14 protein-coding genes are annotated in these 18,543 nt (G+C 69.1%); 12 read left to right on the forward strand and 2 right to left on the reverse strand.

Annotation, left to right across the window (positions count from 1 at the left end):
- The first annotated feature begins 19 nt into the window (after positions 1–19).
- The 12 genes from ACIRB7_RS02685 (at position 20) to ACIRB7_RS02740 (ending at position 10,917) form a co-directional block, all read left to right on the forward strand.
- Positions 20–1,228, forward strand: coding sequence for a phage tail protein (locus ACIRB7_RS02685; RefSeq protein ID WP_403591282.1), 1,209 nt, complete (start codon positions 20–22; stop codon positions 1,226–1,228).
- Positions 1,225–2,478 carry a tape-measure protein gene (locus ACIRB7_RS02690; protein ID WP_403591285.1) on the forward strand — a complete coding sequence of 418 codons (1,254 nt, stop codon included), beginning with the start codon at positions 1,225–1,227 and terminating at the stop codon, positions 2,476–2,478. Before ACIRB7_RS02685 ends, ACIRB7_RS02690 begins: the two co-directional genes overlap by 4 nt.
- Before the next feature lie 151 nt (positions 2,479–2,629).
- Positions 2,630–3,553, forward strand: a complete 924-nt coding sequence (locus ACIRB7_RS02695) for a phage distal tail protein (protein ID WP_403591288.1) — start codon at positions 2,630–2,632, stop codon at positions 3,551–3,553.
- 133 nt (positions 3,554–3,686) lie between these two features.
- Positions 3,687–4,880: a hypothetical protein gene (locus ACIRB7_RS02700; RefSeq protein WP_403591290.1), complete on the forward strand. Its 1,194-nt coding sequence runs from the start codon at positions 3,687–3,689 to the stop codon at positions 4,878–4,880.
- Between the two features lie 49 nt (positions 4,881–4,929).
- Positions 4,930–6,123 carry a hypothetical protein gene (locus tag ACIRB7_RS02705; protein ID WP_403591293.1) on the forward strand — a complete coding sequence of 398 codons (1,194 nt, stop codon included), beginning with the start codon at positions 4,930–4,932 and terminating at the stop codon, positions 6,121–6,123.
- Positions 6,124–6,155: 32 nt separating this feature from the next.
- A complete protein-coding gene (locus tag ACIRB7_RS02710) occupies positions 6,156–7,289 on the forward strand; it encodes a hypothetical protein (protein ID WP_403591296.1) in 1,134 nt (377 codons plus the stop codon).
- 12 nt (positions 7,290–7,301) lie between these two features.
- Positions 7,302–8,417, forward strand: a complete 1,116-nt coding sequence (locus tag ACIRB7_RS02715; RefSeq protein ID WP_403591298.1) for a hypothetical protein — start codon at positions 7,302–7,304, stop codon at positions 8,415–8,417.
- A complete protein-coding gene (locus ACIRB7_RS02720) occupies positions 8,417–8,995 on the forward strand; it encodes a hypothetical protein (RefSeq protein WP_403591301.1) in 579 nt (192 codons plus the stop codon). The genes ACIRB7_RS02715 and ACIRB7_RS02720 overlap by 1 nt, the downstream gene beginning before the upstream one ends.
- A 20-nt stretch (positions 8,996–9,015) precedes the next feature.
- The gene (locus tag ACIRB7_RS02725; protein WP_403591304.1) at positions 9,016–9,420 is read left to right on the forward strand and encodes an ATP-binding protein; all 405 of its coding nucleotides are present in this window, start codon (positions 9,016–9,018) and stop codon (positions 9,418–9,420) included.
- A gap of 79 nt (positions 9,421–9,499) precedes the next feature.
- Positions 9,500–10,411, forward strand: coding sequence for a peptidoglycan-binding protein (locus tag ACIRB7_RS02730; protein WP_403591307.1), 912 nt, complete (start codon positions 9,500–9,502; stop codon positions 10,409–10,411).
- Positions 10,412–10,433: 22 nt separating this feature from the next.
- Entirely contained in the window at positions 10,434–10,667 is a 234-nt protein-coding gene (locus ACIRB7_RS02735; protein ID WP_403591310.1) for a hypothetical protein, read from the forward strand.
- Positions 10,654–10,917, forward strand: a complete 264-nt coding sequence (locus ACIRB7_RS02740) for a hypothetical protein (protein ID WP_351213371.1) — start codon at positions 10,654–10,656, stop codon at positions 10,915–10,917. The genes ACIRB7_RS02735 and ACIRB7_RS02740 overlap by 14 nt, the downstream gene beginning before the upstream one ends.
- A 73-nt stretch (positions 10,918–10,990) precedes the next feature.
- Here the strand turns inward: ACIRB7_RS02740 and ACIRB7_RS02745 are convergent, their stop codons facing one another.
- Complete coding sequence (locus ACIRB7_RS02745; RefSeq protein ID WP_403591313.1) at positions 10,991–14,905, reverse strand: DNA-directed RNA polymerase subunit beta'; 3,915 nt, start codon at positions 14,903–14,905, stop codon at positions 10,991–10,993.
- 104 nt (positions 14,906–15,009) lie between these two features.
- Positions 15,010–18,492 carry a DNA-directed RNA polymerase subunit beta gene (gene rpoB, locus ACIRB7_RS02750; protein WP_351213367.1) on the reverse strand — a complete coding sequence of 1,161 codons (3,483 nt, stop codon included), beginning with the start codon at positions 18,490–18,492 and terminating at the stop codon, positions 15,010–15,012.
- Positions 18,493–18,543 lie beyond the last annotated feature (51 nt).

Raw genomic sequence — 18,543 nt, forward strand, 5'->3', positions numbered from 1 at the left:
CCCCGAAAGGAGGTAACCCATGTCTCTCGTCAGTTCCCTCAAGAAGTCGTCCGACTCCCTGCGCGCCCTCAAGACGCAGGCGTCCGGCGCCGGCACCTCGGTCAAGAAGGTCGGTGACGCCGGCAGGTCCGCGTCCGGGCAGCTCAAGACACTCCGTACCAACGCCCAGGGCTCCACCACCCAGCTCAAGAACCTGAAGACCGCCTCGGACCAGGCCGAGCGCGCCATGAAGAAGGCCGGCAACACCGCTCAGTCGGCCGGCGGCAAGCTCTCCAAGTACGAGTCCGGGGCCGGCAAGGCCGCCAAGGGCCAGGACAAGCTCAACCGGTCGATGAAGGGCAACTTCCTCGTCCGGCTGCTCGAACTCTTCATGCCGCTCATCGAGAAGATCGTCGAGATGGCGCTCCGCTCGAAGACGATGCAGACGGTCCTGAAGAAGGCGTTCAGCGCCATCAAGTCCGTGATCAGCTCCGTCATGAAGGCCGTCGGGCCGATCATGAAGAAGGCCGGCGCCCTGATCAAGACGGTCTGGAACGGCATCAAGAAGGCCATCTCCACCGTCGTCAAGGCCGTCGCGACCGTCATCAAGACCTACGTGAAGATCTGGAAGACGGTCATCACCACGGTCATGAAGGCGATCAAGGCCGTGATCAGCGCGGTCTGGAACGGCATCAAGGCCGTCATCATGCCGGTGGTCAACTGGATCAAGAGCGCGATCCCGAAGGCCTTCAGCGCCGTCAAGGACAAGATGTCGGATGCCTGGAACGGCCTCAAGGACATCGCGTCCCGGGCGTTCGACGGCATCAAGAGCGGCGTGAAGGGCCCGATCAACGCCGTCATCGGCCTCATCAACTCGATGATCGGCAGCCTCAACCGCGTCAAGGTCAGCGTCCCCGGCTGGGTCCCGGTCGTCGGCGGCAAGACCTTCGGCGTCAACCTGCCGACCATCCCGATGCTCGCCACCGGCGGTGTCGTCATGCCCCGCCACGGCGGTGTCCCGGCGATCCTCGCCGAGGCCGGCGAGGCCGAGGCCGTCCTCCCGCTCTCCAAGCTGGACCGGCTGCTCGCCTCCACCGCCCGCCGCGCCCGCATGGCGCAGGGCGGACAGGGCGCGGGCGTCGGCGCCGGGCTGCACATCGAGCACTATCACGCGGCCCGGGGCAGTGACCCGCACGCGACGGCGGCCGCGCTCATGTACCTCGTGAAGGCGCGTGGAGCACGCGCATGAGTGCCGCGCTCGTGGCCATGCCCAGGTTCCGCGCGGCCGTCGGGCCGATGCGCAACCTGCAACAAGGGATCGGCGGAACGGCCGGCGCCCTGAAGAACCTCCGGCAGTCGGTCCAGCGCGCGTCGAGCGGCGTCAGCGCCCTCGCCGGCGCCGCCCGTAACGCCGGAGCCCCCCTCCGTACCCTCGGTCAGAACGCCTCCGGCGCCGCCACCGCCATGGGCAGGATCCGCCGCTCCACCGCCCCCGCCGGCGTCAAACGGATCGGCACCGCCGCCGGCAAGGCCCGTACCGCCGCGGGGAAGATCGGCAGGGGGGCCGGCGCCATCCTCGGCATCCTCCTGCCGCTGCTGCCCGTCACGGACGTCATCTCGACGATGATGGGCACCTTCGGCACCGTCATGACCATCGCGTCGGTCGCCATGACAGGCATCAACGTCGCCATGCGGGCCAACCCGCTCGGCTTCCTCGTCGGCCTGATCGTGCCCGTCGCCGCGTACCTGATCGAACTGGCCGTCAACTCCGAGACGGGCCAGCGGATCATCAGGCAGGTCTTCCAGCAGGCCCTGAAGGGTTTCCAGGCGGTCTGGACGTTCATCCAGCCGTTCATGAAGGCCCTCGGCCAGGCCATCGCCACCTACGTCAAGGCGTACCTGACCGTCTTCAAGACCGCGCTCAAGATCGTCGGATCGGCCATCGGCGGGATCTCCAAGATCGGTTCCGCCGTCCGCTCCGCGTCGAACGCGCTGCGGGGCATCGCCTCCCGCACGATCGGCGGCATCAAGAGCGCCGTTCGGTCGGTCGTCGCCTGGATCACCGACAAGATCCCCGGCTTCTTCCGTACCGCCAAGGACGCGGTGAGCAGGGCCCTGGGGGGCATCGGCGATCTGATCGAGGGCGCGCTGAGCACGGTGCTCGGAGTCGTGAAGGGACCGATCAACGGTCTCATCGCCTTCGTCAACTGGATCATCGACGGGCTCAACAAGCTCAGCTTCGAGATCCCCCTCACCGGCAAGAAGTTCGGCGTCGAACTCGACAAGCTCCCCATGCTCGCCGAGGGCGGCATCGTCTCCCCGAGCACCGCGGACGACTACCGCATCGACTCGCTCTCCCAGCTGGAGAACCGCCGCGTCCCGGCCCTCACCGAACCGCTGCCGCGGCCGCACCGCGTCCGGGAGTTCCGCGAGGAGCCCGGCGCCGGTCCCCGGTCGACCGCCGAGGACCTGCTCTTCCTCGCGACCGCCCACCGCTGACCGCCGGTCGCGGCCGACCGCGAAGTGCCGGCCGCCCACCGCCGGACGCAACCGACCGCGAAGCGCCGGCCGCCCACCGCTGACCGCCCGCCGTCGCCGGACCCCGCTGACCGCCCACCGCCGACCCCATCCCAAGTGAGGTGACGGCCCCATGGCCGAGACCACGACCCAGTACGCCGGAAACTCCTACACCGCCGACCTCGCGCCCGGCTCGCTCATCACCCAGGACGGGCAGATGCAGTGGGCCGGGCTCCTCATAGGCCCCGGCACCCCCTTCGCCGTCGACAAGTCCGGCCTGTCGGGCTGGGAGGACCTGCCCGAGTACGACTCCTCGGACGCCGACCGCCCCACCTCCCACGGCGCCTGGCCGGGCGCCCGGTACGCCAAGCCGCGCAAGGTCGGCGGCACGATCGTGCTGATGCCCGAGTACGGCGGCACCACGGCGGCCGTCCGCGCCCTGCGGCAGTCGCTCGCCCTCCTCGACGAGGAGCGGTGGCTCACCGTCCGGCTGCACGGCGAGCTGCTCTGCGTCCGGGCCCGGATCGCGCAGCGCGTGGTCCCGGCCGACCAGGGCTTCGCCACCCAGGGCAGCTCCCGCATGTCGGTCCAGTGGCTGGCCACCGACCCGCGCCGGTACGTCGTCAACGAGCAGACCGCCACGACGACTCCCCCGCAGCCGGAGTCGGGTCTCACCTGGCCGCTGACCTGGCCGCTCTCCTGGGGCCAGGCGAAGAGCACCGGTGACGCCGTCGTCGAGAACACCGGTTCGGCCCCGGTCCACCCGGTGATCGTCTTCCGCGGCCCGTGCTCCATGCCGACCGTCACCGAGCGGATCAGCAGGCGCCGGCTGCGGTACGCGATCGACCTGACCGCCGGCGACGAACTCACCGTCGACACCCGGGCGGGCACGGTCATGCTCAACAACTCCGCCTCCCGCCTGCACACCGCGATGGCCGACTCCACCCCGGAGGAGCTGTTCGTGCTGGATCCCGGTCGCACCGACCTGTCCTTCCGGCCGGAATCGGGCACCGAGGACGCGCTGATGACCGTGCGCTGGCGCAGCGCCGAGTGGTGACGAGGACGCGCCAGGCGTCCGCCGCCGGCCGCCGCCCTTGAGCGGCGGCCGGCGGCGGTTCCTCCGCATCGGCCCACGAACCACCCGGCCCACGCAGGCCACCCCGAGCCGACCCCCTTCGGAGAGGTGAACCATGACCGTACGCGCCGCTTGGCTCCAGTCCACCGGCCAGACCCGCGAGGACACCCGCCTGACCCTCGCCACCCTGCTCACCCCCAGCGGCCAGAGCCCCGACGAGACCCCGCTGCGCTCGCGGGCGGGCATCGTCCCCGGCGGTTTCGTCCTGACCGGCAGCGCGCCCATGCAGGCCACCATCGGCACCGGCCGCGCGATCGTCCAGGGCAACGACACCGCCCAGGGCGCCTACCTCGTCGCCGTCACCGCCCCGGAGAGCTTCACGCTCAAGGACGGCGACCCGCAGAACGACCGGATCGACCTGATCGAACTGGCCGTGCTCGACGACACCTACGACCGCTCGGGCGACACCCAGGCGGTCGTACGGCTCGTCGAGGGCACTCCGGCGGCCACGCCCGCCGTCCCGCTCACCGGGCCCGGCAGCACGATCCCGCTCTACACGATCCGGGTCCCGAAGGGCACCTCGGCCGGCACCGGCGGCATCGCCTGGTCCACCGCCGTCACCACCCAGCACTGGCCGGCCGTCGCCCTCGGCGGCATCATGCCCGCCAGCGGCTTCAAGGGCGCCTACACCGGCCAGTACCGGGACACCGCGGGCCTCCTCCAGCGCTGGGACGGCACGACCTGGGCCTCGTACCCCAAGGCCATCGGCGGCATCGCCCCGAACACCACGACCGCCGGCGGCTACACCGGCCAGTACCGGGACAACGGCGGCGGGCTGCAGCGCTGGAGCGGTTCCGCCTGGCAGTACGTCCAGGGCGCCTCGACCGTGCTGCTCAGCGCCACGCAGTGGCTGACCGGCCAGCAACAGAGCATCGCCCCCAACACCTGGACCGTGCTCAGCCTGCCCACCGTCGAGGTCGACGACGCCTCCGCCTGGACGTCGAACACCACCTATGTCGTGCCGCGCACCGGCTGGTGGCGCATCTCCGCGCACGCCACCTGGTCCAACGACTCCCAGACCGGCATGCGCGGCGCCCGCGTCCTGGTCGCCGGCGCCGGCCAGTCCCGGATGACCTGGCTCACCCCCGCGGGCAACGGCGCCATCACCGTGGGCGGCGGCGGCGTGGTCAGGCTCGTCGCCGGCGAGACCCTCCAGCTCGCCGGCTTCCACAGCCACACCGCGGCGATCAAGACCCTCGGCGGCTCGGGCTACGCCTGCAACCTCACCGCCGAATGGGTCAGGTCCTGACGCCCCCGACCACCGAACCGCCCCCCGACTCCCCGAACGGAGAAACCCCATGAACCTGCGCAGCAGTTGGGTCACCGAGACCGGCCAGACCCGCGAGGACACCCGGCTCACCCAGACCGGTGTCACCACCATGACCAACCCCGTACAGGTCCGCTCCGGTGTCCTGCCCGGCTCGTACGGCGGCCAGTACCGGCTCTCCGGCTTCTGGACCTTCGGGTCCGCCGCCATGTCGGCGACCGTCTCCGAGGGCCGGGCCGTCATCCAGGGCGAGATCTCCCAGGGCGTCTTCCCGGTGACCCTGCCGAACTCCGAGGTGGTGACCTTCGCGCCGGGCAACGCCACGTACAACCGCATCGACCTGCTCGTCCTGAGGATCTACGACAAGCTCTACGACGCCGGGACGCGCACCGAAGCCGTCCTCGAGGTCATCCAGGGCGCGGCCGAGCAGGCCCCGAAGACCCCGGTCGTCCCGCCGCGCTGCCTCCCGCTGTACGAGGTGCTGGTCCCCGCCGGTGCCAGCGCGGGCAACGGCGGCATCCCGTGGGACAGCTCGCTCAAGGACCTGCGCACCCCGGTCGTCGCCCTCGGCGGCATCCTCCCGGTCGAGGGCGCGTCCCTGCCGGGCGCCTACCCCGGCCAGTACCAGGACGCGGGCGGCGCACTCCAGCGCTGGGACGGCGGCGCCTGGGTGTCGTACCCGGCGGCGCTCGGCGGCATCATCCCGTCGTCCGCGTCCACCACGCCGGCCAGCTACACGGGCCAGTACCGCGACTCGACGACCGGCAAGCTCCAGCGCTGGAACGGCTCCAGCTGGATCCCGGTCGTGGCGGGCCCGTACTTCATCGACAACCGCGACTACGGCGACACCACGTCGACCACGTACACCTCGACGCTCGGGGGCCGCGTCACCAACCCGCTCACGCTCTCCTTCGTCGCCCCGCCGTCGAAGGCCGTCATCATCACCTTCGGCTGCAAGCTGCGGTCGACGAGCCCCGACCACTACGCGCTCATGGCGCTCAAGCTCACCCAGGGCGCCACGGTCATCAGCGACCTCGAGGACGACTACGCGGCGCTCGCCGCCAGCCAGCACATGGTCTCGGTGTCCACCATGACCCGTCAGTCGGGCCTGACCGCGGGCGCGACGTACACGCTCACGGCCTTCTTCAAGGTCAACTCCCCCACCACCCCCGTTCTCAAGGCCGGTTTCGACAACACCTTCATCAGGGTCGACCCGCTGCCGTAGCCCGGATCCACCCCCACCGACAGGAGAAAACCATGGCACTGCGCAGCGGCTGGCTCCCGCCGACCGGGCAGACCCGTGTCACCACCCGCCTCACCGCCCTCGGCGCGACCACCCCGGTCAACCCGCTCGCCTCGCGCTCCGGCATCCTGCCCGGCGCGGCCGACGGCAAGTACCGGGTCAGCGGCTTCAAGATGGCCGACAGCGGCCCCATGAGCGCGACCGTCTACGCCGGGCGCGCCGTCGTCCAGGGCCCCAACGCCCAGGGCGCCTACCCCGTCACCCTCGACGCGGACACCGTCCTCACCTTCGGGGACGGCGATCCGGTCAACCCGCGCGTCGACCTCGTCGTCCTGCGCGTGTACGACGACGAGTTCGACAACCAGACCAGGAGCGAAGCCGCCCTGGAGGTCATCAGGGGCGAGCCGAAGGCACTGCCGACCGCCCCGGGCGCCCCCGCGCTCTCCCTCCCCCTCTTCTCGGTCAGGGTGGAGAAGCAGACGTCGGCGGGCACCGGCGGCATCGCCTGGTCCACCGCCATCACCGACCTGCGCACCACCCTCGTCGGCGTGGGCGGCATCCTGCCCGTCTACAACAACGCCGGTGTGCCCGGCTCCTACCCCGGCCAGTACCAGGACAACGACAACGCGCACTTCCTCCAGCGCTGGGACGGCAACGGCTGGGTCGCCTACCCGAAGGAGATCGGTGGCATCGCCCCCTCCGGGGTGCTCTCCACCGGCGGCTACGCCGGCCAGTTCCGCGACCACCTCGGAACCCTCCAGCGCTGGAACGGGAGCTCCTGGGTCACCTACCAGCCGCCGGTGGAGGTGGAGACCACCACCACCGGCGCGACCGCGCTGACCGGCTGGACGGTGGTGGCCTTCTCCGGCCGGCGCTCCCGGGGCCTCGCGACCGTCCTCGTCACGGTCACCCGCAACGGCGCCACCATCAACGTCGACGGCGCGGGCAACTTCATCGACGAGGGGCTGTGCACCTTGCCCGCCGGATGGCGCCCGGCCATGGACTACGAGGCCTCCGCCTGCGACGGCTTCGGCAACGGCGGCGGCTTCATCACGCCCGGCGGACAGGTCAACCTGCGCACCTGGTCGTCCAACGGCGCCCTCGTCGCCGGCCGGAACATTCGCCTCGCCGCGACCTACGTCCTGTAAGGGGGCTGTCCCATGGCACTCGACACGCCCTACCGGGCCATCTTCTGCGACCTCATGAGCGACACGGCCCTCGACATCCTGCCGCTGCGGGACGTCTCGTTCGAGGACTACATCGGCCGGGCCGGCTCCCTCTCCGGCACCGTCCCCATCCCCGACCGCACCATCGCCGAGCGGGCCCACAAGATCAAGCCGGGCCGCACCACGGTCTACCTGGAGCGCGGCGGCGACCTGTGGTGGGGCGGCATCGTCTGGACCGCCAACCTGCAGGGCGGCGACCGGGGCGTGGTGACCCTGGGCATCCAGGCCTCCACCTTCGACTCCTACGCGGCCCGACGGCGCATCCGCACGAACGAATTCCTGACCAAGTTCACCCAGCCGACCGACCAGTACGTCATCGCCCGCGAGCTCTGGAAGAGCCTGTCGACGCCGGGCCTGGGTCGCAGCAAGATCGACCTCGGCGATGAGAACGTGCTGTCCGGCGTCACGCGGACGGCCTCCTGGCGGTACGGCGACGAGACCGTCTACCAGGACGCCCTCGACCAGCTCGGTTCGCAGAGCAACGGCTTCGAGTACCAGATCCTCGTCTACCGCGACCCGGACGACGGCAAGCGGATCCGCGAACTCCGGCTCGGCTCGCCCATCAGCAACGGCGCCACCGACATGATCTTCGACCGGCCCGGCGCGATCCTGTCCTACTCCCTTCCGGACGACGCCACCCGCGGCGGCACCGTGGCCATGGCCCGCGGTGCCTCGACCAACAGCAACGCCGGCGCCGAGTCCAGGCCGACCCTGTCCGACCTCGCCGAGCCGACGGATCCGCTCCCGGACGCCTGGCCCCAGCTCGACCTGTCCTCGGACCACAACGACGTCAGCGACAAGGCCACGCTGAACTCGCTCGCCCAGGCCGCCGTCGACGAGGCCGCCGGCCATGTGCAGATCCCCGAGATCAGCATCCGGCTCGGCGGGATCGTCCCCCCGGCGCTCCTCGGCCGCACCGCCCGCATCCGCATCACCGACGAATGGCACCCGACGGGCCTCGACGCCCGCTACCGCATCGTCGGCGTCAAGGTCCGGCCGGCCGAACGCGGCCGCCCCGACACAGCCGAACTCGCACTTGAGAGGACCTGATGGCACTGCTGCCCGAGGACATCATCGACCGGCTGATCCAGATGGAACGCCGGATCCAGGCCTTGTCCACAGCGGTCAACACCCGGCCTCTCATCACCGAGATCAGTCGCGACCCCGTCAAGCCGCCGCCCACCAAACCGGTCCTCCGGATCTTCGACGCCTACGACCACGAGCTGTTCGCCGACGACATGGCGACCGGCGGCCTCGCCAGGCCGTGGCTCCAGCTGATGCCGCCGGTGGACCACCTGAAGGAAGCGAAGTGGCCGTCCACCACGAGCACGTCCTTCACCGCCATCGCCCAGTCCTTCAATCCGGTCTGGCAGCCCAAGATGCGTCTCGCGATGTACACGAAGGTGTCCGCCAACGCGACCGGCCAGGTGCAGGTCATGGTCGACGGCGTGCAGTTCGGCCCGACCGTCGCCGCCGGACAGACCTTCGACCACACCGGCCTGCTGCCGTTCGTCGACTTCGGGACCAAGTTCGGCAAGGTCATGACCGTCGAGATCCACGCCAGGATCGCCAGCGGCACCGGCACGGTGTACGCCCAGCCCGTCAGCATGTACGGCACCCAGACCTGAACCGGCGAGGAGCACCCACCATGAACATCGACCCCACCCAGCCCTGGGGCCTGGTCATCGACTACGCCGGCCGGGCCACCGTCATCGAGAACGGCCACACCCTCTCCGTACGCGTCCACGACAACAGCCTCGGGTACACCCTGGAACGCGACCCGTTCACCGGCCAGTACCCGTCGGTGCAGGTCACCGCCGAGTTCGCCAGGACCGGCAGTGGTGGTGACGCCACCCTCCGCGGCTACGGTCTCGCCGTCGTCGAGGCGAAGAACGGCGTCCCGGCCGTGCCCGACCCGACCGCCGTCCAGCGGGCCGTCGCCGCCGCGCTCGCCGACTTCGAGGACCGCCGCTCCGCCTACGCCGAACTGTGCGCGACCTGGGCCCCGGCACCGGAGCCCGAGCCCACCCCGGAGCCCGCGCCCGCGCCGTAAGCCCGACAAGCACTACACCCGTACCCCCGCCGCCCCGCGCCCCCGAGGCCGGGGCTCCCGCATGTCCGGAGGACACCAGATGGCCACTCCCCTCCCCGCGGACCGGCTCGTCGCCGCGCTCCGCGCCGAAGGCGTCACCGTCGTCGAACACCCCGGCTGGCGCTCCCACCACCGCAACCACACCGGCGCCTGGGGTCCGGTCACCGGCGTGATGATCCACCACACCGTCAGCACCGGAACCGCCTCCTCCGTCGAGCTCTGCTTCAACGGCTACGACGGCCTGCCCGGACCGCTCTGCCACGGCGTCATCGCCAAGGACGGCACCGTCCACCTCGTCGGCAACGGCCGCGCCAACCACGCCGGCGGCGGCGACCCGTCCGTCCTCCAGGCCGTGATCACCGAGACGTACGGCGACCGGCCCCCGGCCCCGCGCGTCCACCAGGGCAGCCCCGGAGCCGTCGACGGCAACTCCCGCTTCTACGGCTTCGAGTGCGTCAACCTCGGCGACGGCCGCGACCCCTGGCCGGCCGCCCAGCTCGACGCCATCGAACGGGCCTCCGCCGCCCTGTGCCGGGCCCACGGCTGGGGCGCCAAGTCCGTCATCGGCCACCTGGAGTGGTCCGACTGGAAGAGCGACCCCAAGGGCTTCGGCATGCCGGCCCTCCGCGGCCGCGTCCAGACCCGGCTCGCCAAGGCCCCCGCCAAGAACACCCCCGGCAGCGGCAAGCCGGCCGCGCCCCGCCTCCAGCCGTTCCCGGGCACCTCGTTCTTCCGCAAGGAGACGAGCTCCCCGGTCATCACGGCCATGGGCCGCCGCCTCGTCGCCGAGGGCTGCTCCGCGTACACCGTCGGCCCCGGCCCCCGCTGGAGCGAGGCCGACCGGCTGAGTTACGCGAAGTGGCAGCGCAAGCTCGGCTTCCGCGGCTCCGACGCCGACGGCATCCCCGGCGCCGCGTCATGGAGCGCCCTGAAGGTCCCGTACACGAAATAACCCTCCCCCAAGGAGCACACCGATGTCCGATGCCGCCCAGCGCACGGCCCGTACCGTCCTCCAGTCCGCCGTCGGCATCGCCGTCGTCCTCCCCGCGATCGTCGACGCCTCCGGCCTCCCCGCCACCCTCCCCTGGGTGGCCGGGGCACTCGCCGTCTCCGGGGCCCTCACCCGGGTGATGGCCCTCGACGGCGTCCAGAAGCTGCTGCCCACCTGGCTGCGCACCACCCCGGACGGCGCCGATGACCGAGTCTGATCCGAACGATCCCGTGGCCGTCGCCGTCGAACTGGAACGGCTCCGCGGCACCCTGGAAGCCGGCTTCGCCCGCGTCGACGGGGCACTCGCCCTGCTCGTCCAGCGCAGCGACCAGACCGACCGGCAGCTCGCCGACCACGAGGCGCGCCTCGACACCCTCGAACGCGCCCGCTGGCCGCTGACCAGCATCATGGCGCTCGCCGCGAGCGCCGGGGCGCTCGTCGCGGTGTGGGAGCTGACCGCCAGGTAACCCCTCTTTCGCGACGCACGCCGAAGGGCGGCCACCCCGCAATCGGGGTGACCGCCCTTCGGTTTCGCACTACTTACTGGTTGTACGGACCGTAGTCGTAGTCCTCCAGCGGAACGGCCTGGCCGGAGCCCGAACCGAACGGCGAGTAGTCGATGTCGTCGTAGCCGACGGCCGAGTACATCGCGGCCTTGGCCTCTTCGGTCGGCTCGACCCGGATGTTGCGGTAGCGGGACAGACCCGTACCGGCCGGGATGAGCTTACCGATGATGACGTTCTCCTTGAGGCCGATGAGGCTGTCGGACTTGGCGTTGATCGCCGCATCCGTCAGAACTCGGGTCGTCTCCTGGAAGGACGCCGCCGACAGCCACGACTCGGTGGCGAGCGAGGCCTTGGTGATACCCATCAGCTGCGGACGGCCGGAGGCGGGGTGACCGCCCTCGGTGACCACACGACGGTTCTCGGTCTCGAACTTCGAGCGCTCGACGAGCTCGCCCGGCAGCAGCTCCGCGTCGCCGGACTCGATGATCGTCACGCGGCGCAGCATCTGCCGGATGATGATCTCGATGTGCTTGTCGTGGATCGACACACCCTGCGAGTTGTAGACCTTCTGGACCTCGGCGACCAGGTGGATCTGGACCGCGCGCTGACCGAGGATCCGCAGCACGTCGTGCGGGTTGGTGGCACCCACGGTGAGCTTCTGGCCCACCTCGACGTGGTCGCCCTCGCCCACGAGCAGACGGGCACGCTTCGAGATCGGGAACGCCGTCTCGTCGGTGCCGTCGTCCGGGGTGACGACGAGCTTCTTGGTCTTCTCGGTCTCCTCGATACGGACGCGGCCGGCCGCCTCCGAGATCGGGGCGACACCCTTGGGCTGACGAGCCTCGAAGAGCTCGACGACACGGGGCAGACCCTGGGTGATGTCGTCACCGGCCACACCACCGGTGTGGAAGGTACGCATCGTCAGCTGGGTACCGGGCTCACCGATGGACTGGGCGGCGATGATGCCGACCGCCTCACCGATGTCGACCAGCTTGCCGGTGGCGAGCGAACGGCCGTAGCAGAACGCACAGGTACCGACGGCGGACTCACAGGTCAGGACCGAACGGGTCTTGACCTCCTCGACGCCCGCGTTGAGCAGGGCGTCGATGAGCACGTCACCCAGGTCGACGTTGGCCGGCGCGATGACCTTGCCGTCGATGACGACGTCCTCGGCCAGCATCCGCGCGTACACGGAGGTCTCGACGTCGTCCGTCTTGCGCAGGACACCGTCGGCGCCACGCTCGGCGATCCGCAGCTTCAGACCGCGCTCGGTGCCACAGTCCTCCTCGCGGATGATCACGTCCTGCGAGACGTCCACCAGACGACGGGTCAGGTAACCCGAGTCGGCGGTACGCAGGGCGGTGTCCGCCAGACCCTTACGGGCACCGTGCGTGGAGATGAAGTACTCCAGAACGGTGAGGCCCTCACGGAAGGACGCCTTGATGGGACGCGGGATCGTCTCGTTCTTGGCGTTCGACACCAGACCACGCATACCCGCGATCTGACGCATCTGCATCATGTTTCCTCGGGCACCCGAGTCGACCATCATGAAGATGGGGTTCGTCTTCGGGAAGTTCGCGTTCATCGCCTCGGCAACCTCGTTGGTCGCCTTGGTCCAGATCGCGATGAGCTCCTGAGTGCGCTCTTCCTTCGTGATGAGACCGCGCTCGTACTGCTTCTGGACCTTCTCGTCCTGCTCCTCGTAGCCCTTGACGATGGCCTTCTTGGCCTCGGGCACGACGACGTCGGAGATGGCCACGGTGACACCGGAACGGGTCGCCCAGTAGAAGCCCGCCGCCTTCAGGTTGTCGAGCGTCGCCGCCACGATGACCTTGGGGTAGCGCTCGGCGAGGTCGTTGACGATCTCGGAGAGCTGCTTCTTGCCGACGGAGTAGTCGACGAACGGGTAGTCCTCGGGCAGCAGCTCGTTGAAGAGCGCGCGGCCAAGGGACGTACGCAGACGGAACGAGTCACCCTGCTGCCACTCGGCAGCCCCGACGTGGTCGTCGCCCTCTTCGGCGACCGGGGGAACCCAGCCACGCGGAGCGACGGTGCCGACGGGGAAGCGGATGTCGATCTGCGACTGCAGCGCGAGCTCGCCGGCGTCGAACGCCATGATCGCCTCGGCCGTGGAGCCGAACGCGCGGCCCTCGCCCTTGGTGTCACGGAGCTCACCGTCGGTGGTCAGGAAGAACAGACCGAGGACCATGTCCTGGGTCGGCATCGTGACCGGACGGCCGTCGGCGGGCTTCAGGATGTTGTTCGAGGACAGCATCAGGATGCGGGCCTCGGCCTGCGCCTCCGCGGAGAGCGGCAGGTGCACGGCCATCTGGTCACCGTCGAAGTCCGCGTTGAACGCGGTGCAGACGAGCGGGTGGATCTGGATGGCCTTGCCCTCGACCAGCTGGGGCTCGAAGGCCTGGATGCCGAGGCGGTGCAGCGTGGGCGCACGGTTCAGCAGAACCGGGTGCTCGGCGATGACCTCTTCGAGGACGTCGTACACGACCGTGCGGCCGCGCTCGACCATCCGCTTGGCGCTCTTGATGTTCTGCGCGTGGTTCAGGTCGACCAGGCGCTTCATCACGAACGGCTTGAAGAGCTCGAGCGCCATGGCCTTCGGCAGACCGCACTGGTGCAGCTTGAGCTGCGGGCCGACGACGATGACGGAACGCGCGGAGTAGTCCACACGCTTACCGAGCAGGTTCTGACGGAATCGACCCTGCTTGCCCTTCAGCATGTCGCTGAGGGACTTCAGGGGACGGTTACCGGGACCGGTCACCGGACGACCACGACGACCGTTGTCGAAGAGGGCGTCGACCGCCTCCTGGAGCATCCGCTTCTCGTTGTTCACGATGATCTCGGGGGCACCGAGGTCGAGCAGACGCTTCAGACGGTTGTTGCGGTTGATCACACGGCGGTACAGGTCGTTCAGGTCGGAGGTCGCGAAGCGGCCACCGTCCAGCTGCACCATCGGACGAAGGTCCGGCGGGATCACCGGCACGCAGTCGAGAACCATGCCCTTGGGGCTGTTCGCGGTCTGCAGGAACGCGGAGACGACCTTGAGGCGCTTGAGCGCACGGGTCTTCTTCTGGCCCTTGCCGGTACGGATGATCTCGCGGAGGCGCTCGGCCTCCTCCTCGAGGTCGAAGGACTCCAGGCGCTTCTGCAGAGCAGCGGCACCCATCGAACCGTCGAAGTACGTGCCGAAGCGGTCACGCAGCTCGCGGTAGAGGAGCTCGTCGCCCTCCAGGTCCTGGACCTTGAGGTTCTTGAAGCGCGACCAGACCTCGTCCAGACGGTCGATCTCGCGCTGCGCACGGTCACGCAGCTGCTTCATCTCACGCTCGGCGCCCTCGCGCACCTTGCGGCGCACATCGGCCTTGGCGCCCTCGGCCTCAAGCTCACCGAGGTCGTTCTCGAGCTTCTTGGCGCGGGCCTCCAGGTCGGAGTCGCGACGGTTCTCGATCTGCTGACGCTCGACGGAGACGTGCGCCTCGAGGGAGGGCAGGTCACGCGTACGCCGCTCGTCGTCGACGAACGTGATCATGTACGCCGCGAAGTAGATGACCTTCTCGAGGTCCTTCGGGGCGAGGTCGAGCAGGTAGCCAAGGCGCGACGGGACGCCCTTGAAGTACCAGATGTGGGTGACGGGAGCGGCGAGCTCGATGTGGCCCATCCGCTCACGGCGCACCTTCGCGCGGGTGACCTCGACGCCACACCGCTCACAGATGATGCCCTTGAAGCGGACACGCTTGTACTTGCCGCAGTAGCACTCCCAGTCCCGGGTCGGACCGAAGATCTTCTCGCAGAAGAGTCCGTCCTTCTCGGGCTTGAGCGTGCGGTAGTTGATGGTCTCCGGCTTCTTGACCTCGCCGTGGCTCCACTGACGGATGTCGTCAGCGGTGGCCAGACCGATCCGGAGCTCGTCGAAGAAGTTGACGTCGAGCACTATGCGTCAATCCCTCTCAGGGTTGTAAGGCTTGGGGTCTGATACGGGGGTCCTGGGGCCGGCCGGGGACTCAGCGGTGAGCCGAGTCCCCGACCGAACTCCCGTCAGACCTCTTCGACGCTGCTCGGCTCGCGCCGGGACAGGTCGATGCCGAGCTCCTCCGCTGCGCGGAAGACGTCCTCGTCGGTGTCGCGCATCTCGATGGACATGCCGTCCGAGGACAGCACCTCCACGTTGAGGCACAGGGACTGCATCTCCTTGATGAGCACCTTGAAGGACTCGGGGATGCCGGGCTCAGGGATGTTCTCGCCCTTGACGATGGCCTCGTAGACCTTCACGCGGCCGGTCACGTCGTCGGACTTGATCGTCAGCAGCTCCTGGAGGGCGTACGCGGCGCCGTATGCCTCGAGCGCCCACACCTCCATCTCACCGAAGCGCTGGCCACCGAACTGGGCCTTACCACCCAGCGGCTGCTGGGTGATCATCGAGTACGGGCCGGTCGAACGAGCGTGGAGCTTGTCGTCGACCAGGTGGTGGAGCTTGAGGATGTACATGTAGCCGACCGAGACCGGGTCGGGGAACGGCTCGCCGGAGCGGCCGTCGAACAGCCTCGCCTTACCGGTCGGGAGCACCATGCGCTCGCCGTCGCGGTTCGGGATGGTGTGGTTCAGCAGACCCGCGAGCTCGTCCTCACGCGCACCGTCGAAGACGGGGGTGGCGACGTTGGTGCCCGGGGCGACCTGGTCGGCGCCGATCGCCTGGAGGCGCTGCGCCCACTCGTCCGCGAGGCCGGAGACGTCCCAGCCGCGGCTGGCGAGCCAGCCGAGGTGGATCTCCAGGACCTGTCCCGGGTTCATTCGGGACGGGACACCCAGCGGGTTGAGGATGATGTCGACCGGGGTGCCGTCCTCCAGGAACGGCATGTCCTCGATCGGCAGGATCTTCGAGATGACGCCCTTGTTGCCGTGACGGCCGGCGAGCTTGTCACCGTCGGTGATCTTGCGCTTCTGGGCGACGTAGACGCGGACCAGCTGGTTCACGCCCGGGGGAAGCTCGTCACCCTCCTCGCGGTCGAAGACGCGGACGCCGATGATCTTGCCGATCTCGCCGTGCGGCACCTTCAGCGAGGTGTCACGGACCTCACGGGCCTTCTCACCGAAGATCGCGCGGAGCAGGCGCTCCTCCGGGGTCAGCTCGGTCTCGCCCTTGGGCGTGACCTTGCCGACGAGGATGTCGCCGGCGACGACCTCGGCACCGATACGGATGATGCCGCGCTCGTCGAGGTCGGCGAGGACCTCCTCGGAGACGTTCGGGATGTCCCGGGTGATCTCCTCCGGGCCGAGCTTGGTGTCACGGGCGTCGACCTCGTGCTCCTCGATGTGGATCGAGGAGAGGACGTCGTCCTGCACGAGGCGCTGCGACAGGATGATCGCGTCCTCGTAGTTGTGACCCTCCCACGGCATGAACGCCACGAGCAGGTTCTTGCCGAGCGCCATCTCGCCGTCTTCGGTGGCGGGACCGTCGGCGAGGACCTGGCCCTCGATCACACGGTCGCCCTCGTCCACGACGACCTTCTGGTTCACAGAGGTGCCCTGGTTGGAGCGGGAGAACTTGTGCAGGCGGTACGTGATGTACGTGCCGTCGTCGTTGGCGACCGTGATGTAGTCGGCCGACAGCTCCTGGACGACACCGTCCTTCTCGGCCTTGAGCACGTCACCGGCGTCGGTGGCACAGCGGTACTCCATGCCGGTACCGACCAGCGGCGCCTCGCTCTTGATGAGCGGGACGGCCTGACGCATCATGTTCGCGCCCATGAGGGCACGGTTGGCGTCGTCGTGCTCGAGGAACGGGATCATGGCGGTCGCGACCGACACCATCTGGCGCGGCGAGACGTCCATGTAGTCCACCTCGGACGGCAGGACGTAGTCGACCTCGCCGCCACGCTTGCGGACCAGGACGCGGTTCTCGGTGAGCCGCATGTCGTCGTTGAGCGCGGCGTTGGCCTGCGCGATGACGAAGCGGTCCTCCTCGTCGGCGGTGACGTAGTCGACCTCGTCGGTGACCTGACCGTCGATGACCTTGCGGTACGGCGTCTCGATGAAGCCGAACGCGTTGACGCGGCCGTACGAGGCGAGCGAACCGATCAGACCGATGTTCGGGCCTTCCGGGGTCTCGATCGGGCACATGCGTCCGTAGTGGGACGGGTGCACGTCTCGGACCTCGAAGCCGGCCCGCTCACGGGACAGACCACCAGGGCCCAGCGCCGAGAGACGACGCTTGTGCGTCAGACCCGACAGCGGGTTGTTCTGGTCCATGAACTGCGACAGCTGGCTGGTGCCGAAGAACTCCTTGATGGAGGCGACGACCGGCCGGATGTTGATCAGGGTCTGCGGCGTGATCGCCTCGACGTCCTGGGTGGTCATGCGCTCACGCACGACGCGCTCCATACGAGCCAGACCCGTGCGGACCTGGTTCTGGATGAGCTCGCCGACGTTACGCAGACGACGGTTGCCGAAGTGGTCGATGTCGTCGGTCTCGACGACGATCTCGTTGCCGTTCTCGCCGATCGTCTCGGTCTCGCCCGCGTGGAGCTTGACCAGGTACTTGATCGTGGCGATGACGTCATCGGTGGTGAGCACGCCGGCGTTCAGCGGCTCGTCGGCGCCGAGCTTCTTGTTCACCTTGTAGCGGCCGACCTTGGCGAGGTCGTAGCGCTTCGGGTTGAAGTAGAGGTTCTCGAGCAGCGTCTGAGCGGCCTCACGGGTCGGCGGCTCGCCCGGACGCAGCTTGCGGTAGATGTCGAGCAGCGCGTCGTCCTGGCCCTGGGTGTGGTCCTTCTCCAGGGTGGCGCGCATGGACTCGTACTCGCCGAACTCCTGGAGGATCTGCTCGGTGGTCCAACCGAGAGCCTTGAGGAGGACGGTGACGGACTGCTTGCGCTTGCGGTCGATGCGGACACCGACCAGGTCGCGCTTGTCGATCTCCATCTCCAGCCAGGCACCCCGGGACGGGATGATCTTGGCCGAGAAGATGTCCTTGTCGGACGTCTTGTCGATGGAGGAGTCGAAGTAGACACCCGGCGAACGGACCAGCTGCGACACCACGACACGCTCGGTGCCGTTGATGACGAAGGTGCCCTTGTTCGTCATGAGCGGGAAGTCGCCCATGAAGACCGTCTGGGACTTGATCTCGCCGGTCTCGTTGTTGGTGAACTCAGCGGTGACGAAGAGCGGGGCACCGTACGTGAAGTCACGGTCCTTGCACTCGTCGATCGAGTTCTTCGGCGGCTCGAAACGGTGGTCGCGGAAGGTCAGCGACATCGACCCGGAGAAGTCCTCGATCGGCGAGATCTCCTCGAAGATCTCTTCCAGGCCGGACTTCGTGGGGACGTCCTGTCCCGACTCAAGGGCAGCCTCGACGCGAGCCTTCCAGGCGGCGTTGCCGAGCAGCCAGTCAAAGCTCTCGGTCTGCAGCGCGAGGAGGTTCGGAACCTCGAGGGGCTCCTTGATCTTTGCAAAGGAGATGCGCAGCGGGGCGGTGCTGGCGCCGTTGTTCGTATTGGTCGAGGCGTTGCGCGAGGCGGCCAAGAGGGGGTCCTTCCGAGGGCTCGGACTCACTACGCGCGTACCGGTCCCTTG

This window comes from Streptomyces sp. NPDC093795, from assembly GCF_044764665.1.
GTDB lineage: Bacteria > Actinomycetota > Actinomycetes > Streptomycetales > Streptomycetaceae > Streptomyces.